The organism is Brevundimonas sp. (assembly GCF_035561115.1).
Lineage (GTDB): Bacteria > Pseudomonadota > Alphaproteobacteria > Caulobacterales > Caulobacteraceae > Brevundimonas.
Map to the genome: position 1 here is coordinate 1 of NZ_DATMYH010000061.1, position 25,403 is coordinate 25,403.

The 25,403-nt window shown below is 68.9% G+C and carries 26 protein-coding genes, 1 tRNA gene and 1 pseudogene; 17 read left to right on the plus strand and 11 right to left on the minus strand.

Annotated features, from left to right (window positions below; all coding sequences use genetic code 11):
• The coding region (locus tag VN378_RS08090) for a DNA polymerase III subunit gamma/tau (protein WP_325742696.1) at positions 1-1,707 on the plus strand (1,707 nt) is incomplete at its 5' end.
• A 69-nt stretch (positions 1,708-1,776) separates the two neighbouring features.
• On the opposite strand, the gene VN378_RS08095 is transcribed toward VN378_RS08090, so the two are convergent.
• Positions 1,777-2,343, minus strand: coding sequence for a hypothetical protein (locus VN378_RS08095; RefSeq protein WP_325742699.1), 567 nt, complete (start codon positions 2,341-2,343; stop codon positions 1,777-1,779).
• Positions 2,344-2,496: 153 nt separating this feature from the next.
• A complete protein-coding gene (locus VN378_RS08100) occupies positions 2,497-3,111 on the minus strand; it encodes a malonic semialdehyde reductase (protein ID WP_325742701.1) in 615 nt (204 codons plus the stop codon).
• Positions 3,112-3,275: 164 nt separating this feature from the next.
• Between VN378_RS08100 and VN378_RS08105 the strand changes: the two genes are divergently transcribed.
• The 7 genes from VN378_RS08105 to VN378_RS08135 all read left to right on the plus strand — a co-directional run bounded on the left by VN378_RS08105 (position 3,276) and on the right by VN378_RS08135 (position 7,902).
• On the plus strand, positions 3,276-3,605 hold the full coding sequence (locus tag VN378_RS08105) for a YbaB/EbfC family nucleoid-associated protein (RefSeq protein ID WP_325742703.1): 330 nt from the start codon (positions 3,276-3,278) through the stop codon (positions 3,603-3,605).
• Between the two features lie 12 nt (positions 3,606-3,617).
• Entirely contained in the window at positions 3,618-4,049 is a 432-nt protein-coding gene (locus VN378_RS08110; protein ID WP_325742705.1) for a nuclear transport factor 2 family protein, read from the plus strand.
• A gap of 6 nt (positions 4,050-4,055) precedes the next feature.
• Positions 4,056-4,658 (plus strand): recombination mediator RecR, encoded by a 603-nt coding sequence (gene recR, locus VN378_RS08115; protein ID WP_325742707.1) that lies wholly within the window; start codon positions 4,056-4,058, stop codon positions 4,656-4,658.
• A gap of 196 nt (positions 4,659-4,854) precedes the next feature.
• The gene (locus VN378_RS08120) at positions 4,855-6,123 is read left to right on the plus strand and encodes a DNA recombination protein RmuC (RefSeq protein WP_325742709.1); all 1,269 of its coding nucleotides are present in this window, start codon (positions 4,855-4,857) and stop codon (positions 6,121-6,123) included.
• Between the two features lie 77 nt (positions 6,124-6,200).
• Positions 6,201-6,662: a hypothetical protein gene (locus VN378_RS08125; RefSeq protein ID WP_325742711.1), complete on the plus strand. Its 462-nt coding sequence runs from the start codon at positions 6,201-6,203 to the stop codon at positions 6,660-6,662.
• A gap of 2 nt (positions 6,663-6,664) precedes the next feature.
• Complete coding sequence (locus VN378_RS08130) at positions 6,665-6,856, plus strand: helix-turn-helix transcriptional regulator (protein WP_325742713.1); 192 nt, start codon at positions 6,665-6,667, stop codon at positions 6,854-6,856.
• A 65-nt stretch (positions 6,857-6,921) separates the two neighbouring features.
• A complete protein-coding gene (locus tag VN378_RS08135) occupies positions 6,922-7,902 on the plus strand; it encodes a TraB/GumN family protein (protein WP_325742715.1) in 981 nt (326 codons plus the stop codon).
• Positions 7,903-7,910: 8 nt separating this feature from the next.
• On the opposite strand, the gene VN378_RS08140 is transcribed toward VN378_RS08135, so the two are convergent.
• Together VN378_RS08140 and VN378_RS08145 are read right to left on the minus strand one after the other, a co-directional pair.
• Positions 7,911-7,984: transfer RNA gene (locus VN378_RS08140), tRNA-Gly, on the minus strand.
• Between the two features lie 52 nt (positions 7,985-8,036).
• Positions 8,037-9,692 carry an amidohydrolase gene (locus tag VN378_RS08145; RefSeq protein WP_325742717.1) on the minus strand — a complete coding sequence of 552 codons (1,656 nt, stop codon included), beginning with the start codon at positions 9,690-9,692 and terminating at the stop codon, positions 8,037-8,039.
• Positions 9,693-9,774: 82 nt separating this feature from the next.
• On the opposite strand from VN378_RS08145, the gene VN378_RS08150 reads away from it, so the two are divergent.
• Positions 9,775-10,104, plus strand: coding sequence for a hypothetical protein (locus tag VN378_RS08150; RefSeq protein WP_325742719.1), 330 nt, complete (start codon positions 9,775-9,777; stop codon positions 10,102-10,104).
• A gap of 9 nt (positions 10,105-10,113) precedes the next feature.
• Positions 10,114-10,545, plus strand: coding sequence for a DUF488 domain-containing protein (locus tag VN378_RS08155; protein ID WP_325742721.1), 432 nt, complete (start codon positions 10,114-10,116; stop codon positions 10,543-10,545).
• Between the two features lie 16 nt (positions 10,546-10,561).
• On the opposite strand, the gene VN378_RS08160 is transcribed toward VN378_RS08155, so the two are convergent.
• The 3 genes from VN378_RS08160 to VN378_RS08170 form a co-directional block, all read right to left on the minus strand.
• A complete protein-coding gene (locus tag VN378_RS08160) occupies positions 10,562-12,763 on the minus strand; it encodes a 3-hydroxyacyl-CoA dehydrogenase NAD-binding domain-containing protein (RefSeq protein WP_325742723.1) in 2,202 nt (733 codons plus the stop codon).
• 11 nt (positions 12,764-12,774) lie between these two features.
• On the minus strand, positions 12,775-13,980 hold the full coding sequence (locus VN378_RS08165) for an acetyl-CoA C-acetyltransferase (protein WP_325742725.1): 1,206 nt from the start codon (positions 13,978-13,980) through the stop codon (positions 12,775-12,777).
• 268 nt (positions 13,981-14,248) lie between these two features.
• The gene (locus VN378_RS08170) at positions 14,249-14,623 is read right to left on the minus strand and encodes a VOC family protein (protein ID WP_325742727.1); all 375 of its coding nucleotides are present in this window, start codon (positions 14,621-14,623) and stop codon (positions 14,249-14,251) included.
• A gap of 189 nt (positions 14,624-14,812) precedes the next feature.
• On the opposite strand from VN378_RS08170, the gene VN378_RS08175 reads away from it, so the two are divergent.
• Complete coding sequence (locus tag VN378_RS08175) at positions 14,813-15,364, plus strand: hemerythrin domain-containing protein (protein WP_325742729.1); 552 nt, start codon at positions 14,813-14,815, stop codon at positions 15,362-15,364.
• Positions 15,365-15,428: 64 nt separating this feature from the next.
• Positions 15,429-16,025 carry a CAP family protein gene (locus VN378_RS08180; RefSeq protein ID WP_325742731.1) on the plus strand — a complete coding sequence of 199 codons (597 nt, stop codon included), beginning with the start codon at positions 15,429-15,431 and terminating at the stop codon, positions 16,023-16,025.
• Here VN378_RS08180 and VN378_RS08185 read toward each other — a convergent pair.
• Positions 16,022-17,035 carry a KpsF/GutQ family sugar-phosphate isomerase gene (locus VN378_RS08185; protein WP_325742733.1) on the minus strand — a complete coding sequence of 338 codons (1,014 nt, stop codon included), beginning with the start codon at positions 17,033-17,035 and terminating at the stop codon, positions 16,022-16,024. The two genes, VN378_RS08180 and VN378_RS08185, sit on opposite strands and share 4 nt — an antisense overlap.
• A 105-nt stretch (positions 17,036-17,140) precedes the next feature.
• Here VN378_RS08185 and otsB point away from each other — a divergent pair, with 105 nt between their 5' ends.
• From otsB to VN378_RS08200, 3 genes are read left to right on the plus strand one after another with little or no spacing between them, the layout of a single operon-like run.
• A complete protein-coding gene (gene otsB, locus VN378_RS08190; RefSeq protein WP_325742734.1) occupies positions 17,141-17,932 on the plus strand; it encodes a trehalose-phosphatase in 792 nt (263 codons plus the stop codon).
• The gene (locus VN378_RS08195; RefSeq protein ID WP_325742736.1) at positions 17,929-19,713 is read left to right on the plus strand and encodes a glycoside hydrolase family 15 protein; all 1,785 of its coding nucleotides are present in this window, start codon (positions 17,929-17,931) and stop codon (positions 19,711-19,713) included. The genes otsB and VN378_RS08195 overlap by 4 nt, the downstream gene beginning before the upstream one ends.
• 55 nt (positions 19,714-19,768) lie before the next feature.
• A complete protein-coding gene (locus VN378_RS08200; protein WP_325742738.1) occupies positions 19,769-21,202 on the plus strand; it encodes an alpha,alpha-trehalose-phosphate synthase (UDP-forming) in 1,434 nt (477 codons plus the stop codon).
• On the opposite strand, the gene VN378_RS08205 is transcribed toward VN378_RS08200, so the two are convergent.
• Positions 21,190-21,804, minus strand: coding sequence for a glutathione S-transferase family protein (locus tag VN378_RS08205; protein ID WP_325742740.1), 615 nt, complete (start codon positions 21,802-21,804; stop codon positions 21,190-21,192). The two genes, VN378_RS08200 and VN378_RS08205, sit on opposite strands and share 13 nt — an antisense overlap.
• Positions 21,805-21,952: 148 nt before the next feature.
• On the opposite strand from VN378_RS08205, the gene VN378_RS08210 reads away from it, so the two are divergent.
• Entirely contained in the window at positions 21,953-22,684 is a 732-nt protein-coding gene (locus VN378_RS08210; protein WP_325742742.1) for a YafY family protein, read from the plus strand.
• Positions 22,685-22,762: 78 nt separating this feature from the next.
• Here the strand turns inward: VN378_RS08210 and VN378_RS08215 are convergent, their stop codons facing one another.
• Together VN378_RS08215 and VN378_RS08220 are read right to left on the minus strand one after the other, a co-directional pair.
• Positions 22,763-23,968, minus strand: coding sequence for an acetyl-CoA C-acyltransferase (locus VN378_RS08215; RefSeq protein ID WP_325742744.1), 1,206 nt, complete (start codon positions 23,966-23,968; stop codon positions 22,763-22,765).
• 147 nt (positions 23,969-24,115) lie between these two features.
• Positions 24,116-25,021 carry an SDR family NAD(P)-dependent oxidoreductase gene (locus tag VN378_RS08220; protein ID WP_325742746.1) on the minus strand — a complete coding sequence of 302 codons (906 nt, stop codon included), beginning with the start codon at positions 25,019-25,021 and terminating at the stop codon, positions 24,116-24,118.
• A 193-nt stretch (positions 25,022-25,214) separates the two neighbouring features.
• Here VN378_RS08220 and VN378_RS08225 point away from each other — a divergent pair.
• A pseudogene (locus VN378_RS08225) lies at positions 25,215-25,403 on the plus strand (cell envelope biogenesis protein OmpA); the annotation flags it as partial.

The following is a 25,403-nucleotide window of genomic DNA, read 5'->3' on the forward strand; positions in this document are numbered from 1 at the left end:
CCCGCCGGCAGCGGCCCCGCCGCCCACGCCGACGACGGCTCGGCCTATACCGTCCTGGCCCGCAAATACCGGCCGCACACCTTCGAGGACCTGATCGGCCAGGAGGCCATGGTCCGCACCCTGACCAACGCCTTCGCCACCGGCCGCATCGCCCACGCCTTCATGCTGACCGGCGTCCGGGGGGTCGGCAAGACGACGACCGCCCGCCTGCTGGCCCGCGCCCTCAACAACGAGACCGACAGCATCGACCGCCCGTCCCTGGCCCTGACCGATCAGGGCCGCCACGACGCCTCCATCATGGCCGGCCAGCATATGGACGTGGTCGAGATGGACGCCGCCTCCCACACCGGCATCGACGGCATCCGCGACATCATCGAAAGCGTCCGCTACGCCCCGGTCGAGGCGCGCTACAAGGTCTACGTCCTCGACGAAGTCCACATGCTGTCCAACCAGGCCTTCAACGCCCTGCTGAAGACGCTGGAAGAGCCGCCGCCGCACGCCAAATTCATCTTCGCCACCACCGAGATCCGCAAGGTGCCGGTGACCATCCTCAGCCGCTGCCAGCGTTTCGACCTGCGCCGCGTCGAGCCCGAGATCCTCGTCGAACACCTCGCCCGCATCGCCGACCGCGAGGGGATGAAGATCGAACAGGACGCCCTGGCCCTGATCGCCCGCGCCGCCGAGGGCTCGGTCCGCGACGGCCTGTCCCTGCTGGATCAGGCCCTGGTCCAGGGCGACCGGGGCGAGACGGTGAAGACCGAGGTCGTGCGCGACATGCTGGGCCTGGCCGACCGCAGCCAGACCATCGCCCTGTTCGAATCCATCATGGCCGGCCGCACGCCCGAGGCGCTGGAGCTGTTCCGCACCCTCTACGGCTACGGCGCCGATCCGGTGCAGGTGACCAACGACCTGCTGGAGCACTGCCACGCCGCCTCGGTGGCCAAGATGCTGGGGCCGCAGGCGACCCGGCTGCCCAATGATCAGGCCCAGAAGCTGACGGCTCTCGGCGCCGTGATCTCGGCGGGGACCCTGGCCCGCGTCTGGCAGATGCTGCTGCGCGCCCTCGACGAGGTCCGCCGCGCGCCCAACCCCGCCGACGCCGTCGAGATGGCCATCGTCCGCCTCGCCTACGCCGCCGACCTGCCGGGACCGGAAGAGGCGCTCAAGGCCCTGCGCGACGGCGAGCCCCTGCCGGGCGGCGCCGCCCCGCGCGGACCCTCGGGCGGCGGAGGCGGCGGGGCCCACGCCGCCATGGGGGCCCAGCTGGCCGCCCGCCCGGTCGCCGCCCCGACCCTGCCCGACCCGCAGTCGTTCGAACAGGTCGTCGCCCTGATCGGCGAGAAGCGCGAGGTCGGCCTGCAGATGGACGTCCAGCGCTACGTCCGCCCCGTGGCCTTCAAGCCCGGCGCCATCACCTATGAAAGCCTCGACGGCGCGCCGATGGACCTGGCCCGCAAGCTGGCCTCCCGGCTCAAGGACTGGACCGGCCGCACCTGGCTGATCGCCGCCAACGGCCAGGGCGGCGGCGAGACCATGATCGAGATCGATCGCCGCAAACGCGCCGAGGAACGGGCCGGCATCGAGGCCGACCCCTTCATCATGGCGGTGATGGAGGCTTTCCCGGGCGCGAGGATCGGCGAGATCAAGACCCTGGCCCCGGCGGTCGAGCTGCCAGTGATTCCGGACGAGGCGGGGGACGAGGACTGAGGGCTGGCGGCGGTGCGCGTCCGCTCCCGCTCCCGCTCCGCAGGTGACATTGCCCGCTGGACAGTGAAACTAGCCCGGGAGGCTCCAGTAGCCGTGATCCATGAGTTCCGGATCGGTGTGTTCAATCCTCTCGATGAAAGCGTTCGCCAGCGGCATGTGGGGCTTCCAGTCTTCTGGCCGGCCCGGTCGAAGCGCACTGTTCCGGAGAAGTCCCTCGGCGCCGTTGGCCGAACGCAGCAGGGCCGAGACGAGAAGATAGGTGCTGACCGGGCCTGACTCGCCGGGACGCCAGGCCGCCAGGCGCGCCCGCGCCAGGGACAGATGTCCATGAAACTCGACCGCGCGCCAGGCCAGATCCCCCGGCAATCGCCACAGGGATGAAACCAGCCCGGGATAGGTCCGGGGTTCAGACAGCGCGTAGCGATCAAGAACAGCTTGATCGACGATTCGGCCGTCGGCCTGGCGGCTGCATATCGCTTCCGCCAGTTCCGCAGCTTCGCGGCAAAGCCCGGATGTCTCGGAATGGAGGATGCCCAGCAGCTTCCTGCGACGGCGGCGCTCCACCACGATCGCCGCCGACAAGGCCGCCAATAGAATTCCGGCGATCCCCAGGATCGCGATGTCCGCTGCTTCCATGCCGGCCCCTCCCGTGGGTTTCGACAGGGAAGATAGTGTCCAAACGCGCGCCGCCTACCCCCGGCGGTCGCCCTCCTGTCGGGATTCGTTTTGCGTCAGCAGCGGAACGGGCCCGCCCGCAGGCGGGCATCCCGGGCGGCCCGGTCCCGCGCGCTACAGAATCCGCGCCGCTTCCTCAAACGCCAGCCGCGGCGAACGCGGAAACAGGTTCTCGTCCGTGCCGTAGCCCAAGTTGACGATGAAGTTCGGCTCCACCGTCGTGCCGGCGAAGAACGCGTTCTTCACGCCCTCGGGGTCGAAGCCCGACATCGGACCGACATCCAGACCCAGGGCCCGCGCCGCCAGCAGGAAATAGCCGCCCTGCAGCGAGGCGTTGCGGAAGGCGTTCTCGCGCCTGTGGGTTTCGTCGGCGAACCAGTCCTTCGCGCCGGGCGCATGCGGGAACAGCACGGGCAGGTGTTCGTGGAATTCGATGTCCTGGCCGATGATGACATTGACTGGCGCCTGCAGCGTCTTGGCCCGGTTGGCTTCCGACATCAGGGGCGCGAGCCGGGCCTTGGCCTCGGGCGAGGTGACGAAGACGAAGCGGGCCGGGGTGGCGTTGACGGCGGTGGGCCCGAACTTCGTCAGGTCGTAAAGGCGGCGAAGCATGTCCCCGGACACCGGGCGGTCGGTCCAGGCGTTGCGCGTGCGGGCGCCGGTGAACAGCTGATTCAGCGCGTCATCGGACAGGGGCGTGTCGCGGTGCGCAAGAGCGTCGTAGGCCATGGGGCAGTCCCTCGATAATAGTAATAGCAACAGTGGCGAATACTAATTAGGGAGAAACCTTCCGGGGGCGAGAGGGATACGGAACACAAACTGTTACAGTTAGAGGCGAGCCAGGACGGCGTCCGCCCTTGGCGCCGAACGACGGAACCGCCTATCTAGGGAGGATGAAAGACCTCAACGCCCTCATGCAGCAGGCCCAGGCGATGCAGCAGAAGCTGCAGGACGCCCAGGCGAAAATGGCTGAAACCACCGCGTCCGGAACCTCGGGCGGCGGCCTCGTCACCGTCGCGCTCAAGGGCGCCGGCGAGATCACCTCGGTGGTCATCGACGACAGTCTTCTGATCCCCGGCGAGGGCGAGATTCTCGCCGACCTGATCGTCGCCGCCCACGCCGACGCCAAGCGCAAGCTGGATGAGGTCAACAGCGCCCTGATGCGCGAAGCCGCCGGACCCATGGCCGGGATGAACATCCCCGGCATGCCGAAGCTGTTCTGAGGAAGCCGGTCGATGCGCGCCTTCGCGATGACCGCGGCCCTGCTGCTCGCCCCGACCACCGCCCTCGCCCAGGTTCCGCCGGACCTCGCCCGCGAGGCGCACGAATATGAGCGCGCCCAGGTCGAGGGCGACAGGGCGACGCTCGAGCGGTTGATCGCCGACGATTATGTGCTGGTCGGCGGCGACGGCTCGCGCACCGACAAGGCCGCCCATATCGCCGAATTCACAGCGCCGGAAATGGACCTTCAACCGGTCGTCGTGCGCGACGCGGTCGAACATGTCTGGACCGACGGCGCCGCCATCGGCGGCACGGTCGACGTGGTCGGGACCTTCGCCGGGTCGCCGTTCCGCCAGACGCTGCGCTATATCGACGTCTGGGCCCTGCGCGACGGCCGGTGGCGCGTGGTCTACGGCCAGGCCACCCGCGTCCCCGCGGCGAACTGAGCCCGCATGGCCGCCTCAGCCGGACCCGAGATCGAACGGCTGATCAGCCTGCTGGCCAAACTGCCCGGCCTCGGCCCGCGCTCGGCCCGCCGCGCGGCCCTGGCCCTGCTGAAGAAACGCGAACAGCTGCTCGTCCCTCTGGCGGCCTCGCTGGCCGAGACGGCCGAGAAGGTTTCGTCCTGCTCGATCTGCGGCGCGCCCGACACCCGCAATCCCTGCTCGATCTGCTCCGACGGTTCGCGCGACAACGCCCTGATCTGCGTCGTCGAGGAGGCCGGCGCCCTGTGGGCCATGGAGCGGTCGGGCGCCTTCCGCGGCAAATATCACGTGCTCGGCGGCTTGCTGTCGGCGCTGGATGGCGTCGGGCCTGACGCCCTCAGGGTGGCCGAACTGGTCGGTCGCGTGCGCGGCGGCGAGGCCAGGGAGGTCGTCCTGGCCCTGCCGGCCACCGTCGACGGCCAGACCACGGCCCACTATCTCGCCGAACGGCTGGCCGACACGGGCGTCGCCATCACCTCCCTGGCGCGCGGCGTGCCGGTCGGCGGCGAACTGGACTGGCTGGACGACGGCACCATCATCCAGGCTTTGCGGCAGCGCCGGCCGGCCTGACCTACGACCGATTCTGGCGTAGCGGCGGTCTATGCTTCGACCCGGCGGCAGGCTGGCGTTGGGAGAGGAGAGCGTAGTTTGGCAGGGTTTGGCACGGTTGGCGCCCGTTTTTCGCGAAACCCTGCCATATCGCGACCCGTCCGCGACCGGTTTCCGCGCGTGACGGGGCCGGCCGACTCCCGGTAAGGAACGGAGCATGAACGCCTCCCTCGTCGCCTTTTTCGCCGCCGCCGCCGTCGCCGCGATCGCCCTCGTCTGGGCCCTGATGGAGCGCCGGCGCGCGACATCGGCGGACGCCCGCGCCTGGGACCTGCACGCGCGCCACGCCGAGACCGAGGCCCGCATGCGCCTGTTCGAGGATCAGGCCGCGACCTCGACCGAACTGCTGCGCGCCCAGGCCGCCCAGTCGGCCAGCACCGTCGCCGAGGAATTGCTCAAGCGCACCGACGAGACCTTCCGCACCCGCGAGCTGATGTCGCAGCAGCGGATGGAGGCCCAGCTCAAGCCAGTCGCCGACACGCTGAAACTGTTCCAGGAACACGTCGCGGCGCTGGAAAAGGCCCGCAACGAGGAGACCGGCGGCCTCAAGGAGCAGCTGGCCCTGCTGATGACCGCCTCGACCGCCACCCGCGACGAGGCGCGGCGGCTGACCGAGGCCCTGCGCGGCAACACCGGCCGGCGCGGCCGCTGGGGCGAACAGACCTGCCGCAACGTGCTCGAGGCCGCCGGCATGGCCGGGCGCTTCGACTTCGAGGAACAGACGTCGTCGCCCGATGACGCCGGCCGCCAGCAGCGCCCCGACTTCGTCGTCCGCCTGCCGGGCGGCGGCATGTTCGTGATCGACGCCAAGGTGTCGCTGGCCTTCGGCGACGAGGCCGACGGCGACGAGGAGGCCCAGGCGAAGGCCGCCTCCCTGCGCACGGCGGCCAGCATGAAGACCCACGTCCGCCAGCTGTCGTCCAAGGCCTATCAGGACCAGTTCAAGCCCAGCCCGGACTTCGTGGCCATGTTCGTGCCGGGCGACGCCTTCCTGGCCGCCGCCCTCGACCACGAGCCCGACCTGATGACCACCGCCATGGCCTCGCGCGTGGTCATCGTCACCCCGACCACCCTGTTCGCCCTGTGCAAGGCCGTCGCCTACGGCTGGCGCGCCGAGGAGCAGGCGAAGAACGCCGAGGACGTCGCGAAACTGGGCAAGGAACTCTACAAACGGCTGTCGGTCATGGGCGGCCACGCCGCCGCCGTGGGCCGGGCGCTCGACAGCGCCGTGGGCAAGTACAACCAGTTCGTCGGTTCGCTGGAGAGCCAGGTCATGGTCTCGGCCCGCCGGTTCGAGGACCTCCAGGTCGACCACGAGGGCAAGGACCTGCCCGAACTGGCCCCCGTCGACCAGTCGCCCCGCGCCCTCAGCCGGCCCGAGCTCCTGGTGGCCGAGAGCCGATCGGCAGTTCTGCCTGACGCCTGAGCCGCAAGGACAAGGACGCTTGACATGATCTTCAGGCGATGTAAAACGTCCTTGTCACATCGATCGGGGCGTTTTCCATGAGCAAGAAGTTGACCAGCGTGATGCTCCGAACCCTGATCGGGGCCGGAATATTCATGGTCCTGGTCTTCGCCGCGGGCGTCGCGGTGGGCCGCCTCGCCGGCCAGGGGGCGGTGGACAAGGACCAGGCTCTCGTCTGGCTGGTCGGCGCGATCGCCGTCGTCGCCATGGTCGGGGCCATGGTCGTCAGTGTCGCCTGGATGCGCGCTATCGATGAGGCGGCGCGGGAGGCCCACAAGGCGGCGTGGTTCTGGGGCGGCTGCGGAGGCATGTCCCTCGGCGGCGTCGCCCTGATCATGACATCCCTCCCGCAGTCGGCCCAGTGGAGCTTCACGGCCTTCAACGGACGCACCGATCCGGCCGCCTACGCCGCGACGGGCGCCTTCCTGATGATGATGCTGATGGTGGCCGGCTATTCCGTCGTCTGGGCCTGGTGGTGGCTGACCCGGATGCGGGACTGAGCATGAACAACCGCCTCAAGGTTCTCCGCGCCGAGCGGAACTGGAGCCAGGCCGATCTCGCCGACGCCCTCGGCGTCTCGCGCCAGACCGTCAACGCGCTCGAAACCGGCCGCTACGACCCGTCCCTGCCCCTGGCCTTCCGCATCGCAAGGGTGTTCGGCCAGCCCATCGAATCCATCTTCACCGAGGACTGAACGGGCCAGCTTGCCGTGACCCGCCCGACACAAAACGCTTTCGACCCCTCCCAAGGATTGCCTCCATGACCGTTTCCGCCCGCCTGACGACCCGCGCCGCCCATCTCGCCCGCACCGCCCTCGGGGCCGTTCTCGGCCTTGGTCTGGCGGGCGCGGTCGTCCTTCAGCCTGTGCAGGCCTTCGCCCAGACCGTCGAGGCTGCGCCGGCCCCGGCCGCCGCCCGCGTCGTGCCGCAGGCCGACGGCGCCGGCCCGGCCCTGTGGGTGATCCGCGACGCCGACTCGACCCTGTATCTGTTCGGCACGGTCCATGTGCTGCGCCCCACCACGGCCTGGGGTTCGGCCAGGGTGGACGCCGCCTTCGCCGGCGCGGACCAGATCTGGTTCGAGGTCTCCAACCCGGACGACCAGGCGGCGATCATCCCCCTGATCCAGCAACACGGCCTGTCGCCGGACCGGCCTCTGTCCAGCCTGCTGACCGCGGAGGAGATGACGGATCTGAACGCCGCCGCGACCGCCGCCGGCCTGCCCGCCGCCCAGCTGAACATCTTCCGTCCCTGGTTCGCCGGCCTGACCCTGGCGGTCGCGCCGCTGGTCAAGGCGGGCTACGATCCCCAGTCGGGCGTGGAGCAGATCCTCAAGGCCCGCGCCGACGCGGCCGGCAAACCCGTCCACGGCTTCGAGACGCTCGACAAGCAGATCGGCATCCTGGCCGGCATGCCCGAGGCCGACCAGCTGGCCTTCCTGCGCTCGGCGCTCGAGGCGTATGACGACGCGACCGTTGAACTGGACCAGATGGTGGACGCCTGGGCCGCGGGCGACCTCTCCACACTGGAAAGGATCACGGTCGAGGAGATGCGCGCGGACTCCCCCGCCGTCTACCAGGCGCTGCTGGTCCAGCGGAACACCGACTGGGCGGGACAGATCCAGACGCTTCTGGCGGGTTCGGGCACGGCCTTCATCGCCGTGGGCGCGGCCCACCTCGCCGGGGACGACAGTGTGCAGGAAATCCTGAAGGATCGTGGCGTGGCCGTCGCCCGCGAATAGGCGGCGGCTGGAGCGGGCGGCGGGAATCGAACCCGCACGAAAAGCTTGGGAAGCTTTCAGGCTACCACTACATCACGCCCGCGGAGCCGCCGCAGCCTTAGGGCCAATGGCGGACGGCATCAAGACGGGGCCGGTCAGTCGGCGCGATAGACGACCACCCCGTCGACGATCGTCAGCATGGCCCGGCCCCTGGGGATGTCGGCCAGGGGCGCCGTCATCAGGTCGACGTCGAAGGCGGTCAGGTCGGCGCGCTTGCCCACTTCGATCGTGCCGAGTTCCGCCTCGCGGAAGCTGGCGTACGCGGGCCACAGGGTAAACATCTTCAGCGCCGTGGCGCGGTCCACGGCCTCGCCGGGGCGCCAGTCGGGCCCCTGATGGCCTTCCAGATCCCGGCGGGCGACGGCGGCGTAGAATTCGATCAGCGGCGCGCCCCGCTCGACCGGGGCGTCCGACCCGCCGACGACGATGACGCCCAGATCGACCAGACTATGCCAGGCATAGGCGCCGTCCAGACGCGCGTTGCCGAGGCGGGCCGGAGCGAAATGCAGATCGCCGATGGCGTGGCTGGGCTGCATCGAGGCGATGATCGGCAGGTCCCTGAACCAGTGATAGTCGGCGGGTCGAAGGATCTGGGCGTGCTCGATCCGCCATCGCACGTCCGCGCCGTTCGGACGGTCCGCCGGAGCCACGCCGGCGAGCGCCTGCTGGTACCATTCCGCCACCGAGGCGTTGCCGCGGTCGCCGATGGCGTGGGTGGCGATCTGGATGCCGCCCTGCAGCGCGGCCTGATACAGGGGCACGATCTCGGCCTCGGTGATCTGCATCAGGCCGGTGGTGTCGGGCCGGTCGGCATAGGGTTCGAACAGGGCCGCGCCCCGCGAGCCCAGGGCGCCGTCGGCATAATATTTGATCGCCCGGGTGATGATCCGGCCGTCGGCGACGCTGCGCGGGCCGCCGGCGATCAGCTCGGCCGCGCCGTCGGGCGTGATGCTGTTGTAGATGCGCAGGGGCGCCTCGCCGTCCTCGGCCATATCCTCCAGCAAGGGGATGTCCTTCCACGGCGCGCTCATGAAGTGGACGCCGGTCCAGCCGTAACGGGCCTCGACGCGGAAGCCGGCGCGATAGGCTTCGCGCAGGGCCGCGGGATTGGCCTGCGGCATGAGGCCGGCGACCAGCTGTTCGGCGGCGTCGACCAGCAGGCCGGTGGGCTTGCCGGCCGGTCCCTTGAGGATTTCCCCGCCGGGGGGGGCGACGGTCGAGGCGTCGACGCCCGCGGCGGCGAGGGCCGGGGTCGAGGCGACGACGGCGTGGCCATCGGCGCGGCCCAGCAGCACGATCCGGCCGGGGGCTGCGGCGTCCAGGTCGGCGGCGGTCAGGAAGCGCGCCTCGGGCCAGCGCGTCTCGATCCAGCCGCGGCCGACGATGGGGCCCTCAGGATGCGTTCGCGCCCAGGCCGTCAGCCGGGCCATGGCGTCCGCGACAGAGGTCGATCCTTCGAGGTTCAGGGTCAGCTCGCGCCAGCCGATCCCGTCCAGGTGGGCGTGACCGTCGGTGAAGCCGGGAAACAGGACCGCGCCCTTCAGGTCGAGCGTTTCGGCGTATTCGACCTCCGGTGCTCCGGACGCCGCGCCCACATAGGCGATCCGTCCATCCTGGATGAGGACCACCTCGGCCGTCGGCCGTTCGGCCACGCCGGTGTAGATCGTGCCGCCCCGGATCAGCAGTTCCTGCGCTTCGGCGCTCCAGGCGGCCGAACCGAGCAGCAGGGCGAGGGACAGGGTGCGGCGCATATTACGGTTCCTGGGTCTGGCGGGCTTCGGACTCGCCTTATCGTGGGGCTCGCGTCAAGCTCCGGACTGACCCCCGTGGAGAATGACCGTGATCGCCAGCCTGCTGTTCGCCTTCGTCCTGTCCGATCCCGGCTCCCCGCCGCCGCGGGCGGAACTCTGCCTGGCCCACATGGACGCCATGATCGCCGAGGCCCAGCGCGAGACCGGCAGGGTGGCGGGGCCGAGCTGGTTCATCCGCAGTTGGTGGACCGCCCGGCTTCCGGAGGAGAAGGCGCCGGAGGCCCTGACCACGGAACAACGGCGGGCCCTTGAGGCTTCCCTGCCCGAACGGAAGGCGGCCGACCCGGACGGATACCGGGCCGAGCTGCAATCCTGCGTCGACGAGGCGATCGCGGGCGGCGCCCTGCCCTGAGGAGCGAAGATGAAGCTGTTCACCATCGGATACGAGGGGGAGCCGCAGGCGGCGGTGATCGAGCGGCTCAGGGCCGCCGGGGTCGAGGTCGTGGCGGACGTGCGGGCGGTGGCTTCGTCTCGCCGCGCCGGCTTTTCCAAGACCCTGCTCGGGAACAGCCTGCACGAGGCGGGGATCGACTATGTCCACCTGCGTCCGCTGGGAACGCCCAAGGCGGGCCGGGACGCGGCGCGCAAGGGCCGGATCGGCGAGATGCGCGACATCTTCGCCGAACATATGCAGGAGCCGCCGTCGCAATTGGCGTTCGAGCAGCTGCGCGAGCTCGCCCGGACGAAGAAGACCGCCCTGCTCTGCTTCGAGGCCGACCATGCCGGCTGCCACCGCGCGGCCCTCGCCGAGCGGCTGCAGGCTGAGGACGGGTTCGAGGTGGTGAACCTCTGACCCGCCCCGTTCCGACCTAGGCCGCCGCCTTCTGCCTGCCTTCGAAATTCCCGTAGAAGGTCTCGCCCCTGGCGGCCATGTCGCGCAGCAGCTGCGGAACCTTGAAGCGGTCGCCATGCTCGGCGGCCAGCTGGTCGGCCTTTTCGACGAAGGCCTTCAACCCGGTCTGGTCGATCAGGGTGATCGGGCCGCCGGTCCAGGGCGCGAATCCCCAGCCGAGGATGGCGCCGAGATCGGCCTCGCGCGGATCGTCGATGACGCCCTCTTCCCAGCAGCGCGCGACCTCGACGGCCTGACGGTACAGGAGCCGGGTCTTGAGCGCCTCGACGTTGGCGAGGGACTCGGGGCTTTCGCCGAAGCCCTCGGTCTTCGTCGTCGGGGCGAGGTCGGCCAGACCCTTCCACAGCGTCTTGGGCGTGCCCTTTTCGGCGGGGTAGTCGTAGAAGCCCATGCCGTTCTTGCGACCGAAGCGTCCGCCCTCGACCATGGTCGCGACGATGTCCTCGCCCGGGTTGGGGACGTATTTGTCGCCCAGGTCGGCGCGGGTCTGTTTGCCGATCTTGTAGGAGAGGTCGAGCGCGACATCGTCGTGCATTTCCAGCGGCCCGCGCGGCATGCCGGTCATGCGGCCGACGTTGTCGATCAGGGCGGGCGCATAGCCCTCCTTCAGCATCGCCATGCCTTCGGTGAGGAAGGTCGAGAAGCAGCGGCTGGTGTAGAAGCCGCGGCTGTCGTTGACGACGATCGGGGTCTTCTTGATCTTCAGCACATAGTCGAGCGACTTCGCCAGGGCCTCCTGGGAGGTCTTTTCGCCCATGATGATCTCGACCAGCATCATCTTGTCGACGGGCGAGAAGAAGTGGATGCCGATGAAGTCCTCCGGGCGCACCGAGGCCTCGGCCAGGCCGGTGATCGGCAGGGTCGAGGTGTTCGAGCCGAAGATGGCGCCGGGCTCCAGCTGGGCCTCGGCCCGCTTCGTGACGTCGGCCTTGATCTCGCGGCTTTCGAACACGGCCTCGACGACCAGGTCGCTGCCCTTCACATGGGCGTAGTCGGTGGTGGCGGTGACGAGGGCCAGGGTGGCGTCGAACTTCTCCTGGGTCATCTGGCCGCGCGACAGGCGCTTCTTCAGCAGGTCGGCGACGTGGGCCTTGCCCTTGTCGGCGGCTTCCTGGGTCTGGTCGATCAGGACGGTCTCGATGCCGGCCATGACCTGCACATAGGCGATGCCCGCGCCCATCATGCCGGCGCCGAGAACGGTGACCTTCTTCGGATCGGATTTGGGCACGCCGGCGGGGCGGACGGCGCCCTTGTCCAGCTCCTGTTTCGACAGGAACAGGCTGCGGATCATGGCCTGGGCCTGCGGCGTCATCAGGGTCTTGATGAAGTAGCGCGTCTCGATGCGCAGGGCGGCGTCCATCGGCACCTGGACGCCCTCATAGACGGCCTTCATCAGATTGGTCGCGGCCGGATAGTTGCCGTAGGTCTGCTTGCGGATCATTGCATTGCCGACGAGGAAATTCTGGATCCCGGCCGGGTGGTAGGGGCCGCCGCCGGGCAGTTTGAACGACTTGTCGTCCCAAGGCTGCACGGCCTTGCCGCCGCCCTTGATCCAGGCCTTGGCGGCCTCGACTTCCGAGCCCTTGGCCACGACTTCATGGACGAAGCCGGCGCCCTTGGCGTCGTTGGGGCGGAAGGACTTGCCCTCGGTCATGGCCATCATGGCGGCCTGCACGCCGATCAGGCGCGTCAGCCGCTGGGTGCCGCCGCCGCCGGGGAAGAGGCCGACCTTGATCTCGGGCAGGCCGAGCTGGATCCTGTTGTCGTCGCCGACGACCCGGTAATGGCAGGCCAGCGTCAGTTCGAGACCGCCGCCGAGGGCCAGGCCGTTGATGGCCGCGGCGATCGGCTTGCCGCAGGTCTCCAGCGCGCGCAGGGCGCCGTTCAGCTTCCAACCGGCGTCATAGGCCTCCTGCAACGAACCGCCGGCCAGCATGCCGCCGGCCATGTCGCCGAGATCGGCGCCGGCGCAGAACCCGGAGGTCTTGCCCGAGGTCAGGACGGCGCCCTTGATGGCGTCGTCGGTCTTCACCCGTTCGACCCATTCGGGGATTTCCTTCATCACGCCCGAGGTCAGGGTGTTCATCGACCGCCCGGGGACGTCGAAGGTGATCAGGGCGATGCCGTCGGCGTCGACGTCGATCTTGAAGTTTTCCATGGTCGTGACCCTCAGACGCGTTCGATGACGGTGGCGGTGCCCATGCCGCCGCCGATGCACAGGGTGATCAGGGCGGTCGAGCGGCTGGACCGCTCCAGCTCGTCCAGGGCGATGCCGGTGATCATGGCGCCCGTGGCGCCCAGCGGGTGGCCCATGGAGATCCCGCCGCCGTTCACGTTCATCTTCGCATGGTCGATGTCCAGCGCCTGCATGTAGCGCAGCACCACGGCGGCGAAGGCCTCGTTCAGCTCCCACAGGTCGATGTCGGCGGGGGTCATGCCCAGCTTGCCCAGCAGCTTGCGGGTCACCAGCTCGGGGCCGGTCAGCATGATCGAGGGCTCGGAGCCGATCGAGGCGCCGCCAAGGATTTTCGCGCGCGGCTTCAGGCCCAGGGCCTTGCCGGCCTCCAGCGAGCCGATCAGAACGCCGGCCGAACCATCGACGATGCCCGAGGAGTTGCCCGGGGTGTGGACGTGGGTGATGCGTTCGACCTCGGGGTAGCGCTGGCCGATCACGGCGTCGAAGGCCATCTCGCCCATCATGGCGAAGGACGGGTTCAGGGCGCCCAGGGTCTGCATGTCAGTGTTGGGGCGAATGGTCTCGTCGCGGTCGAGGATGGTCAGGCCCAGCTGGTCCCTGACCGGCACCACCGATTTCGAGAACCGGCCGTCGGCCCAGGCGGCCGCGGCGCGCCTGTGGCTCTCCATCGAATAGGCGTCCACGTCGTCGCGGCTGAAGCCGTATTTCGAGGCGATCATGTCGGCCGAGACGCCCTGGGGCACGAAATATGTCGGGAAGGCCGAGGAGGGGTCGACGGGCCAGGCGCCGCCGTCCGAGCCCATGGGCACGCGGCTCATCGCCTCGACCCCGCCGCCGACGGCGAAGTCGGCCTCGCCGGATTTCACCTTGGCGGTGGCCATGTTCACCGCTTCGAGGCCCGAGGCGCAGAAGCGGTTGACCTGGACGCCGGCGACGGTCTGGGCCCAGCCGGCGGAGAGCACGGCGGTGCGGGCGATGTCGGCGCCGAGCTCGCCCACGGGGGTGACGCAGCCGAGGATGACGTCGTCGACTTTCGAGGTGTCGAGGTCGTTGCGGTCGCGCAGGGCTTCCAGCACCTGGGTGGCCAGGCTGAGGCCCGTGATCTCGTGCAGGGACCCGTCCTTCTTGCCCTTGCCGCGCGGGGTTCGAACCGCGTCGTAGATATAGGCGTCGGCCATGGGAGTGCGTCTCCAATAAGGACGGATTCGAGGGTCTCCGCCACAAACCCTACGCTTACGTCAACGTCAAGTTACAAGCGTGTTTTTGGCAGGGTTTCGCGAATTCGGGGCGCCAACCGTGCCAAACCCTGCCTCGCCGCGGTCCGGGCGACGCCCTCTCAGACCGTCGCCGCCATTATAGGCGCGGCGCGGGGACTGCTCATCAAAATCACCGTCATTTTTGACAAGCTATTGGTTTGACGGATGTTCTGGTCGCGCGGAATGTACATCAGGACGGCGCGTGACAGACCGCCTCGATGTTGAAGCCGTCAGGATCGAAGACGAAGGCGGCGTAGTAGGTCGGGCCGTAGTTCTCGCGGATCCCCGGACCGCCGTGGTCGCGACCGCCCGCCGCCACGGCCGCGGCGTGGAAGGCGTCGACCTGGGCGCGGGTTTCGGCGCGGAAGGCGACGTGGTTCGCCTCGCCGGGCCGGTCCTTGTCGGCGATGACGAACTCGGGCGCCTCGACGCCGAACATGACCACGGTCGCGTCGCCATCCCTTTCCTCGGCCACGATCCGGAAGCCGAGCGGCGCCAGGGCGGCGGCGTAGAAGGCGCGGGACCGCGCGATGTCGGCGACGTCGAGGGCGATATGATCGATCACGGGCGGCTCCTTCCTGGTGGCGTCACTGCTGAACGCAGGACGCGCCGAAACGCGCCGTTATGTCGGCTGCCGGACGCCCGGAAGGGCAATTTTCCGCAAACGACTCGCAGCTAGCTTGGCCGTGGGAACAGTGAGCGCGGTCCGTGTCTTAGGCCGCCAGACACAACCCGCTCCCAGGAGGACAAGACCATGGCCCAGACCTACGAAGAGATGGACGCGATCGCGATGTTGAAGGCCGACCACCGCAAGGTGGAAGAGATCTTCGCCGCTTTCGAGGCCGCCACCTCGAAGTCGAAAAAACAGGCCCTCGCGGAACAGGCCTGCCTCGAACTCAAGGTGCATACGGTGATCGAGGAGGAGGTCTTCTATCCGGCCTGCCGCGGCAAGATCGAGGAAGACCTGCTGAACGAGGCCTATGTCGAGCATGACAGCGCCAAGCTGCTGATCAACGAGATCGAGGCCGGCGGGCCGGAAGAAGATTTCTACGACGCCAAGGTCAAGGTGCTGTCCGAGATGATCGAGCACCACGTCGAGGAGGAGGAGAAGCGGTCCGAGGGCATGTTCTCCCAGGCCCGCGCCGCCGGTCTCGACATGGACGCCCTGGCCGACGCCATGCGCGCCCGCAAGATGACGGCGATGGAGGAGTTCCAGGCCGGCAAGCCCGCGGTGACGCTGACGCAGGAAGGCGACGACACGGAGAAGGCGCTGATGGATGCGCCCATGGGCGGCGCCGCCCGCTGATGCAGGCACGGGAACGGCGCGGAGGCAGGGACGCTATGTCCCCGCACTTGCCCGAGGAAGCTCCATGCGCCGTTCCCTGCTCCTGATCCTGGCCAGCCTTCTACCGGCGACCGCCTGCGCGGACGCCTACCCGCCCCAGACGGGACGGGGGCCGCTGATCGAGCCGGCGTCGCAGTCTGCGCGACAGGTCGTCCCGATTGTTCCACCCCGCAGTTCCAGACCTTCGGACCAGATCGAGTCCCGGCTGCTGGCGGCCCACAACACCGAAAGGGCCCGGGTCGGTGCGCCGCCGCTGGCGTGGAGCGATGAACTGGAGGCCGAAGCCCGGGCCTGGGCCGGGGAACTGATCGCCACCGGCCGTTTCGCCCATGATCCATCCATGCACGGCCACGGCGAGAACCTGTGGAGCGGCTGGGGCGGCCGCACCTTCACGCCGGAGGACATGGTCGGGGAATGGATCGCCAAGAAGGCGCAATACCGGCCCGGCGTCTTTCCGAACGTCAGCCGCACGGGCGACTGGGTCGACGTGGGCCACTACACCCAGGTCGTATGGAGCGGCACGACCCATGTGGGTTGCGCCATCGCCGCGCGGGATGACCGGTCGGTGCTGGCCTGCCGCTACGCCCCGCCCGGCAATATCGACGGGCGCCGCGCCTACTAGCTGACGTAACCGGCCTGCATCAGCTCGGCGATGTGGACGATGGCCATGGGGCGATCGTCCTCGACCACCAGCAGGGTGGCGATCTTGTTCTGGGTCATCAGGTCGACCGCGTCGCTCATCCGTGCGTCGGGTCCGATGACCTTGGGGCGGGGGCTCATGACGTCGGCGGCGGTCAGGCCGTTGAGGTCCCGTGAGAAGGCCCGGCGTACGTCGCCGTCGGTGACGATCCCGGCCAGGCTCCCGTCGTCGGCCAGGACGGCCGCCGCGCCCTTGCGGCCCTCGGTGATGGCGGACACCACCTCGGCGAAGGTCGCGGTCAGGGGCACGGTCGCCGGAGCCGGCGGCCGGTCGCCCATCCAGTCGCGCACGCTCTGCAGGCTCATGCCCAGCTTGCCGCCCGGGTGATGCAGGCCGAAGGCCTCGGCAGTGAAGCCGCGCCGGTCCATCAGCACCATGGCGAGGGCGTCGCCGAGGGCCAGGGTCATCAGGGTCGAGGTGGTCGGCGCCAGGCCGTTGGGGCAGGCCTCGGCCACCTGGGGCATGGTCAGGCAGACGGCGGAGGACCGGCCGAGGAAGCTGTTGGGGCGCTGGGTCAGGCCGATGACGGGGATGCCCTCGCGCTGGCAGTAGATCAACGGATCCCGCAGCTCGCGGCTTTCGCCCGAGTTGGAGATGGCCAGAAGGGTGACGTCCTTGCGCAGCATGCCCAGGTCGCCGTGGCTCATCTCGGCCGGGTGGACGAAGAAGGCGTTGGTGCCGGTGGAGGCCAGGGTCGCGGCGATCTTGCCGCCGATATGGCCCGATTTGCCCATGCCGGTGACGACCAGATAGCCGGGCCGCGACAGGATGATCTCGCAGGCGCGGGCGATGCTGTCGTCCAGACTGCCTTCCAGCGCCTGCAGCGCGGCGATGTTCAGCCGGATCACCTCGCGGGCGCGGGCGGTCATCGCGTCGGGGTCGGCGGACAGAACGGGTCTGGCGTCGTCGGTCATCCCCGCGATGTGGCGCATCGGGCGACGATTCACAATCGCGGGGGCGGGTTCGAAGATTGCTGCAACGCGAGAAAAAGCGCCCCCGGGGTCAACCTTTGCCGCAGGATTGCGTTAGAAGGGGGCATGCGGACTTCAAACCTGATCACCGACGGCGCGCCCGCGCCGGTCGCCGCCGTTTCGTATTTGCCGCCTCCGCCTGCCCAGCTGTCTCGCCCCTCCGCCCTGTTCCTGGACATGGACGGCGTGCTGGCCCCGCTGGCGGAAACGCCCGACGCCGTCGTGCCTCATCCCGAGCGGACCGCCGCGCTGCGGGGGGTGGCGGAACGGCTGAGCGGGAGGGTGGCCATCATCAGTGGCCGGACCATCGCCGAGATTGACCGTATCGCCGAGGCCAGCGCCGCCTCGGCCTCCGGCGTGCACGGGCTGGAGCGCCGCGCCGCCGACGGCTCGCTGCATCGCGTCGAGGCCGCGCCCGCCGTCCGGGACGTCGTCGCCGCCTTTGAAGCCTTCGCCCGCACTCGCCCCGGCGTCATCGTCGAGGACAAGGCCGTGTCGGCCGGACTGCACTATCGCGGGGCCCCGTCGGAAGCGGCGGCCGTCGTGGCCCTGGCGGAGAGGCTGGCCGGCGAGACGGGACTGATCCTGCAGGCCGGTAATCTGGTCGTGGAGCTCAAGACGCCGGGAGCCAGCAAGGGCACTGCCCTGACGGCCTTCATGCAGGAGGCGCCGTTCGCCGGAGCTGTTCCGGTCATGCTGGGCGACGACCTGACGGATGAGGACGGCTTCCGCGCGGCCGAGACCCTGGGCGGCTTCGGCGTGCTGGTCGGCCCGCTCCGGGAGACCGCCGCACGGTACGGCCTGCCGGATGTGGCGGCGGTGCTTGCCTGGCTGAACGCCGTCGAGGAGACCGCATGACCCCGAACCTCGACCTCGCCCCCGTCGGCAACTGCTCCGTCAGCGCCCTGATCGACCGCAACGGCCGCTACGTCTGGGCCTGCGCGCCGCGTGTGGACGGGAATCCGGTGTTCTCGGCCCTGATGGACGGCTTCGATCCGGAGCACGGCTTCTGGGACATCGAGCTGGAAGGTCAGGCGACGGTCGAACAGGCCTATATCCGCAACACCCCGGTCCTGCGCACGGTGCTGACGGCGGATGACGGCGCCTCGGTCGAGATCATCGATTTCGCGCCCCGCCATCCCAAGCACAGCCGCACCTACCGGCCGCTCGCCTTCGGACGGATCGTGCGGCCGCTGGCCGGATCGCCGCGCATTCGCGTGCGCCTGCGTCCCTCCGCCGACTGGGGCGCGCGCCGGGCCGAATGCACCAGCGGCTCCAACCACATCCGCTATCTGTGCACGGACGTGACCTTCCGGCTGACGACGGACTGTCCGGTGTCCCATGTCCTCAACGAACGGGTCTTCCGGCTGGAACGGCCCCACGCCTTCTTCTTCGGTCCGGACGAAGGCTATGATCAGGACGTCGGCCCCGGCGTCTCCGCCGCTCTGGACCGCACCATCGCCTATTGGCAGGACTGGGTGCGCACCCTGTACCTGCCGCTGGACTGGCAGGAGGCGGTGATCCGCGCGGCGATCACCCTCAAGCTCTGCGCCTATGAGGAAACCGGGGCGATCGTCGCGGCCATGACCACCTCGGTGCCCGAGTTTCCCGAGAGCGGGCGCAACTGGGACTATCGCTACTGCTGGATTCGCGACGCCTATTATGTGGTGCGGGCGCTGAACCGGCTCGGCGCGGTGGACCTGCTGGAGAACTATCTCGGCTATCTGCGTAATCTGGTCGATGCGTCCGGCGGCGGCCACGTCCAGCCGGTCTACGGCGTCGGGCTGGAAGAGAATATCGACGAGCGGATCACCGGGACGGTCGAGGGCTATCGCGGCATGAAGCCGGTGCGGATCGGCAATCAGGCGCGCGAACATCTGCAGCACGACGTGTACGGACAGATCGTCCTGCCGCTGGTTCAGGCCTTCTACGATCAGCGCCTGCTGCGCCCCGGCACGATCGAGGACTTCCACGCCCTCGAAAAGGTGGGCGACCGCGCCTTCGCCATGCACGACCAGGTCGACGCCGGTCTGTGGGAGTTCCGCACCATCGCGCGGGTGCACACCTATTCCTCGGTCATGTGCTGGGCCGCCTGCGACCGGCTGGCCAAGGCGGCCGACCATATGGGACTGAGCGACCGCGCTGTGTTCTGGAACGACCGGGCCGCGCTTATCCGCGAGCGGATCGAACGCGAGGCCTTCGTCCCGGACGAAGGGCGTTTCGCCGCCAGCTTCGGCAACCGTGAGCTGGACGCCTCCCTGCTGCAGATGACGGATCTGGGTTTCCTCGACGCCCGCGATCCGCGTCAGGTCGCAACCTTCGACGCCATTGAGCGGGACCTGAAGAAGGGCCCCTATCTGTTCCGCTACATCGAGGCGGACGACTTCGGCGAGCCTGAGACGGCGTTCAACTTCTGCACCTTCTGGTTCATCGAGGCCTTGCACCAGAACGGTCGTGACGCCGAGGCGCGCGAGATATTCGAGGAAATGCTCAGCCGCCGCACCCACTCCGGCCTGCTGTCCGAGGATCTGTCCCTGGGCGACAAGGAGCTGTGGGGCAACTATCCGCAGACCTATTCCCTCGTCGGCATCATCAACTGCGCCGTCCTGCTGAGCCGTTCGTGGACGGACGCGCGATGACCGCCTTCACGAAATCGCGTTGCCACCTGACGAGGAACGGAGCCGTTGACCGCCCATGAGCCGTCTGATCGTTGTCTCCAACCGCGTGTCCGCCCCCAAGGACCCCGCCGCCGGCTCGGCGGGCGGTCTGGCCATGGCGCTGTCGGCCGCCCTGCGGAAATACGACGGCCTGTGGTTCGGCTGGTCCGGCGAGACGGTCGAACAGTTCACCGGCGAACTGAAGATGGAGAATCGCGCCGGGGTGACCGTCGCCCTGGTCGACCTGGAGGCCCAGGACGTCGACGAATACTACAATGGCTACGCCAACAAGACGCTGTGGCCGCTGTTCCACCACCGGGTCGATCTGACGGCCTATGAGCGGTCCTACGGCGAGGGGTACGAGCGGACCAACGCCCGGTTCGCCGAGGTTCTGGCCCCGCTGATCCAGCCGGACGACATCATCTGGATCCACGACTACCATATGATCCCGCTGGCCCGGGACCTGCGGCGGCTGGGGATCAGGAACCGCATCGGCTTCTTCCTGCATACGCCCTGGCCGGTGCGGCAGTTGCTGGTCACCCTGCCGCACCATCGCCGGCTGGTGGAGGCGATGTTCGACTATGACCTGATCGGCTTCCAGACCCGCGAATGGCTGGACCTGTTCCGGGACTATGTGGCGGCCGAGCCCAGCGTGAACGGCAAATTGCTGCCCAATGACGCGCTGGACGCCTTCGGCAAGACGGTTCAGACCGGCGTCTTCCCGATCGGCATCGACGTCGCGGGCTTCATCGCCGCCCGCAACTCGGCCCTGGGGAACCGGACCTATGACCGGATGGCGGCGTCTGCGGCCTTCCGCTCGCTGATCGTCGGTGTCGACCGGCTGGACTATTCCAAGGGCCTCGAGGAACGGCTGCTCGGCTATGAGCAGTTCCTCGAGACCAATCCGGAGATGCGCTCCCAGGTCCTGTTGCTGCAGGTCACGCCGATCTCCCGCGACGAGGTCGATGCGTACCAGGACATCCGCGGCCGTCTGGACGCCCTCGCGGGCCGCATCAACGGCGCCTATGCCGAGATGGACTGGCAGCCGATCCGCTACCTGAACCGGACCTATCGCCGGGACCAGCTGGCCGGCATCTATCGCGCCGGCCGCGTCTGTCTGGTGACGCCGTTGCGCGACGGCATGAACCTGGTGGCCAAGGAATATGTGGCGGCCCAGAATCCGGACGATCCCGGCGTCCTGGTCCTGTCCCGCTTCGCCGGCGCGGCGGAGCAGATGGGCGAGGCCCTGCTGGTCAATCCGTTCAGCCGCGAGGAGATGTCGGACGCCATCCACAGGGCCCTGACCATGCCGCTGGCCGAGCGCAAGCGAAAGTGGGAATGCCTGATGCAGGTCGTACGCGACACCGATGTGGGCGTCTGGCGCGACGACTTCGTCTCGACCCTGCGGGCCATCGAACGCCCTGCGGACGGCGGCGACCGGCCGGCCGCCGCCCCCGATCAGGCGGCCTGAACGGCGCCGGGCGGCGTGCCGTCCCTGGCCGTCGCCCGCGCATTGGCCGGCCGGTTCAGCGCCCGTTCCAGCCAGGCGTCGATGAGGGCGCTCTCTGGGACGTATTCGCGGCCCCAGGCGACAGCCGAGGCGATCATCACGTCCGCGGCGGTGAACCGGTCGCCCATCAGATAAGGTCCGGTCGCCAGGGCGGTCAGCAGGCGCGCTATGGCGGCGTCATAGCGGGCCCTGGCGTTCGGGTCGGTCTCGGCCGCGCCGCTGATCTTGCCCCAGAAGGCCGGCTCCATCTCGCCCGCCGTCCAGGCCAGCCAGGTGACATAGGCCCCCCGATCCTGCGAACCGACCGGCGCGCCCAGGTTCGCTTCCGGATGCAGATCGGTGAGGTAGAGGGCGATCGCGGCCGACTCGGTCACCAGCGCCCGGTTGTGAAGCAGGGCCGGAACCTTGCCGTCCGGGTGCGGATTGGCGGGATCGCGGGCGCCCGACAGGGTCATGGCGCGGAAGATGTCGACATAGCGGATCCCATAGTCGACGCCGATTTCCTCCAACAGCCAGAGGATGCGGCCCGACCGCGACTGGGGAGCGTGGAACAGGGTGAGCATGGCGGTCTCTCCTTCTTTGTAGCGCTATCGCTCGCGGCGCGGCCGCTCGCTGTCTGAGCGCGCCGGAGGCCCCTCGCCGCCGACCTGTCTTGACTACTGCCACCCTGCTGACAGCATGCTGTCAGCAGTCGTCATCCAGGGTGGACGAATGAGACGCGCCGACCGACTGTTCCAGATCATCCAGGTGCTGCGCCGATCCTCCAGACCGGTGACGGCCGACGCCATCGCGGCCGAACTGGAGACGTCGAAACGCTCCATCTACCGCGACGTCGCCACCCTGATGGGCCAGCGCGTGCCCATCCGGGGCGAGGCGGGGATCGGCTATGTGCTGGACGGCGGATTCGACATGCCGCCCCTGATGCTGACCTCGGACGAGGTCGAGGCCGCGGTGCTGGGGGCCCAGTGGGTGGCGGGCCGCGGAGACCCCGCCCTGGCCCGCGCCGCCCGCGATCTGATCGCCAAGATCGCCGCCACCGTTCCCGAACGGTTGCGCCCCGTCATTCTCGAGCCCGCGGTCGCCAGCGCGCCGGTCTGGAAACATGAGAGGCGCGAGGTAGAGACGCTCGACATGTCGAAGGTTCGCGCCTGGATTCACGCCGGCCGAAAGCTGCGGCTCCACTATGCCGACGAGCAGGGGAACGAGACCCTGCGCGTCATCTGGCCATGCCTGGTCGGCTACCGGGAAACCAAACGCCTGCTGGTCGGCTGGTGCGAGACGCGCGACGACTTCCGCACCTTCCGCACCGACCGCGTGGTCGAGGCCGACTTCCTCGACGACCGCTATCCCGGCCGGCCGGCGGTCCTGCGCGGCAAGTGGCATGCCAAGGTGGAGGCCGAACACGCTGCATGGGAGGCGGCGGGCCGGCCGCCGCCTCAATAGATCTCGAACACGCCCGCCGCGCCGCAGCCGAACCGCATCGCGGTTCGGCCACATCCCGAGATGGGCGCGGCTGATCGCCTAGTAGATCTCGAACAGGCCGGCGGCCCCCATGCCGCCGCCGATGCACATGGTGACGACGCCGTATTTCGCCCCGCGCCGCTTGCCCTCGATCAGGACGTGGCCGGTCATCCGCGCGCCCGACATGCCGTACGGGTGGCCGATCGAGATGGCGCCGCCCGAGACGTTGAGCCGATCGTCGGGAATGCCCAGCCGGTCGCGGCAGTAGAGGACCTGCACGGCGAAGGCCTCGTTCAACTCCCAGATGCCGATGTCGTCCACCGTCAGGCCATGCCGTTCCAGCAGGCGGGGCACAGCGAAGACCGGGCCGATGCCCATCTCGTCCGGCTCGCAGCCGGCCACCGCCATGCCGCGGTATGCGCCCAGCGGCTGCAGGCCCCGGCGTTCCGCCTCCTTCGCGTCCATGATGACGCTGGCCGAGGCGCCGTCGGACAGCTGGGAGGCGTTTCCGGCGGTGATGAACCGGCCTTCGGCGATTTCCTCGCCGCCGCCGAACACCGGCTTGAGCGACTGCAGGCCTTCCAGCGTCGTATCGGCCCGGTTGCCCTCGTCCTTCGACAGGGTGATCTCTTTCGACGAGGTCTGGCCGGTGGCCTTGTCCATGACCAGCATGGTGGTGGTCATGGGCACGATCTCGGCGTCCAGACGGCCAGCGGCCTGGGCGGCGGCGGTGCGTTGCTGGGATTGCAGGGCGTAGGCGTCCTGGGCTTCGCGGCCGATGCCGTAGCGGGCGGCGACCACCTCGGCGGTCTCGAGCATCGACATATAGACGTGGGGCTGGAGCTTCAGCAGGGCCTCGTCCCTCAGCCGGTGCAGGTTCATGTTCTGGTTCTGCACCAGGGAGATGCTCTCCAGCCCGCCGCCGACGGCGATCACCTGGCCGTCATGCACGACCTGTTTCGCCGCCGTGGCGATGGCCATCAGGCCCGAGGCGCATTGCCGGTCCAGACTCATGCCCGCCGTGGTCACGGGAAGGCCGGCCGCCAGGGCGATCTGGCGGGCGACATTGGTGCCGGTCGAGCCCTGCTGCAGGGCCGCGCCCATGACCACGTCCTCGATCTCGGCCGGATCGACGCCGGACCGGGCCACGGCGTGGCGCACGGCGTGGGCGCCCAGCTGCTGCGCCTGGGTATCGTTGAAGGCGCCGCGATAGGCCCGGCCGATGGGCGTGCGGGCGGTGGAGACGATGACGGCTTCGCGGGACATCTTCGATGATCCTTTGTTGGGCGCTGGCGCTCGCGACGCGGTCGCTCGCGGCTTGAGCGCGGATGTGATTTCGACCCTAGGCGCTTGCCGTGGGGTCAAGGCAAGGGGTCAGCCCCCGGCTCATGCAGCGCGAAGCGCGATAGCCAATCAGGAAGAGGCTCGCTGCGCCTTGGTCAGTTCGATCATGCCCTGGGCCGCGCCCATTTCGGGGACGATCTCGCCCGTGCGGTCCGAGATTTCGGCGAAGCGGGCGGCGACCTGCTCCGGCGCATCCTCGCCGACGGCGCGGATGCCCTGGGTCAGGGTCACATAGGCGCGCTCGAAGCCGCCGGCCCCGGCCGTCAGGATGCAGCGGCTGGGGGCGTCCTCGCTGACGAGATACAGCAGACCGGGCGAGACGGTGTCGGGCCCGAGCAGGTCCAGCGGCAGGCGCGCGCCCAGATCCTCGGTCATGCGCGTATGGGCCGTGGGGGCCAGGCAGTTGACGCGGATGTCGTTCTTCGCCCCCTCGATCGACAGGGTCTGCATCAATCCCACCAGCGCCATCTTGGCCGCGCCATAGTTGGACTGGCCGAAATTGCCATACAGGCCCGACGACGAGGTGGTCATGACGATGCGGCCGTAATTCGCGTCTCTCATAATATCCCACACCGCCTTGGTGCAGTGGACCGCCCCCATCAGATGGACGTCGACGACGAAGCGGAAATCCTCCAGCGCCATCTTGGCGAAGGTCTTGTCGCGCAGGACGCCGGCGTTGTTGACCAGGATGTCGACCCGTCCCCATTCGGCCATCGTCGCCTGGACCATCGCCTCTACGGCGTCGGCGTCGGTGACCGAGGCGGCGCTGGCGATCGCCTCGCCGCCCATGGCCCGGATCTCGGCCACGACCGATTCGGCCGCCGTCGCGGAGCCGCCCGAGCCGTCGCGGGTGCCGCCGAGATCATTGACGACCACCTTTGCGCCGCGTTTCGCCAGGGCGAGGGCGTGTTCCCGCCCCAGACCGCCTCCGGCCCCCGTAACGATGGCCACCCGCCCGTCAAAACCGATCGCCATGTCGCGCTCCTCATATGATGACGCCTTCCTAACAGGCGTTTCGTTTCGGGAAAGCCCGCCCAATGTGTTGAAACGGCGCCACAGTCGCCATATTCGTCGCCAGAATCGGGAACCGCGACCGTACATTGTCGTTCGGCCTCGGGAGCGCCCCATATACATGGGGACTTCGGGCAACTTGAGCATGAGGGATATGATGAAGGTGAAACTTCTCGCCGGCGTCGCGATGGCGGGGCTGCTTGCAGCCGGCGCAGCGGCGGCTGAGCCGAATGGCTGGTATGGGGCGATAGACGCCGGTTACCATACCCTGGGCGACGTGGAGACGCGTTCGACGACGACGTCGGCTGCGTTTGACATCGCCACGGAAGGCGACTGGGCGGCGTTT

Bases quoted from the DNA above. Each gene is read 5' to 3' on its own strand.
- VN378_RS08125 (WP_325742711.1), top strand. From the start codon at position 6,201: ATGAGCAAGAAGTTGACCAGCGTGATGCTCCGAACCCTGATCGGGGCC.
- VN378_RS08100 (WP_325742701.1), bottom strand. From the start codon at position 3,111: ATGGCCTACGACGCTCTTGCGCACCGCGACACGCCCCTGTCCGATGAC.
- VN378_RS08180 (WP_325742731.1), top strand. From the start codon at position 15,429: ATGCGCCGTTCCCTGCTCCTGATCCTGGCCAGCCTTCTACCGGCGACC.
- VN378_RS08155 (WP_325742721.1), top strand. From the start codon at position 10,114: ATGAAGCTGTTCACCATCGGATACGAGGGGGAGCCGCAGGCGGCGGTG.
- VN378_RS08200 (WP_325742738.1), top strand. From the start codon at position 19,769: ATGAGCCGTCTGATCGTTGTCTCCAACCGCGTGTCCGCCCCCAAGGAC.
- VN378_RS08175 (WP_325742729.1), top strand. From the start codon at position 14,813: ATGGCCCAGACCTACGAAGAGATGGACGCGATCGCGATGTTGAAGGCC.
- VN378_RS08185 (WP_325742733.1), bottom strand. From the start codon at position 17,035: ATGCGCCACATCGCGGGGATGACCGACGACGCCAGACCCGTTCTGTCC.
- otsB (WP_325742734.1), top strand. From the start codon at position 17,141: ATGCGGACTTCAAACCTGATCACCGACGGCGCGCCCGCGCCGGTCGCC.
- VN378_RS08165 (WP_325742725.1), bottom strand. From the start codon at position 13,980: ATGGCCGACGCCTATATCTACGACGCGGTTCGAACCCCGCGCGGCAAG.
- VN378_RS08210 (WP_325742742.1), top strand. From the start codon at position 21,953: ATGAGACGCGCCGACCGACTGTTCCAGATCATCCAGGTGCTGCGCCGA.
- VN378_RS08215 (WP_325742744.1), bottom strand. From the start codon at position 23,968: ATGTCCCGCGAAGCCGTCATCGTCTCCACCGCCCGCACGCCCATCGGC.
- VN378_RS08120 (WP_325742709.1), top strand. From the start codon at position 4,855: ATGAACGCCTCCCTCGTCGCCTTTTTCGCCGCCGCCGCCGTCGCCGCG.
- VN378_RS08205 (WP_325742740.1), bottom strand. From the start codon at position 21,804: ATGCTCACCCTGTTCCACGCTCCCCAGTCGCGGTCGGGCCGCATCCTC.
- VN378_RS08160 (WP_325742723.1), bottom strand. From the start codon at position 12,763: ATGGAAAACTTCAAGATCGACGTCGACGCCGACGGCATCGCCCTGATC.
- VN378_RS08135 (WP_325742715.1), top strand. From the start codon at position 6,922: ATGACCGTTTCCGCCCGCCTGACGACCCGCGCCGCCCATCTCGCCCGC.
- VN378_RS08150 (WP_325742719.1), top strand. From the start codon at position 9,775: ATGACCGTGATCGCCAGCCTGCTGTTCGCCTTCGTCCTGTCCGATCCC.
- VN378_RS08220 (WP_325742746.1), bottom strand. From the start codon at position 25,021: ATGGCGATCGGTTTTGACGGGCGGGTGGCCATCGTTACGGGGGCCGGA.
- VN378_RS08195 (WP_325742736.1), top strand. From the start codon at position 17,929: ATGACCCCGAACCTCGACCTCGCCCCCGTCGGCAACTGCTCCGTCAGC.
- VN378_RS08110 (WP_325742705.1), top strand. From the start codon at position 3,618: ATGCGCGCCTTCGCGATGACCGCGGCCCTGCTGCTCGCCCCGACCACC.
- VN378_RS08130 (WP_325742713.1), top strand. From the start codon at position 6,665: ATGAACAACCGCCTCAAGGTTCTCCGCGCCGAGCGGAACTGGAGCCAG.
- VN378_RS08095 (WP_325742699.1), bottom strand. From the start codon at position 2,343: ATGGAAGCAGCGGACATCGCGATCCTGGGGATCGCCGGAATTCTATTG.
- recR (WP_325742707.1), top strand. From the start codon at position 4,056: ATGGCCGCCTCAGCCGGACCCGAGATCGAACGGCTGATCAGCCTGCTG.
- VN378_RS08145 (WP_325742717.1), bottom strand. From the start codon at position 9,692: ATGCGCCGCACCCTGTCCCTCGCCCTGCTGCTCGGTTCGGCCGCCTGG.
- VN378_RS08105 (WP_325742703.1), top strand. From the start codon at position 3,276: ATGAAAGACCTCAACGCCCTCATGCAGCAGGCCCAGGCGATGCAGCAG.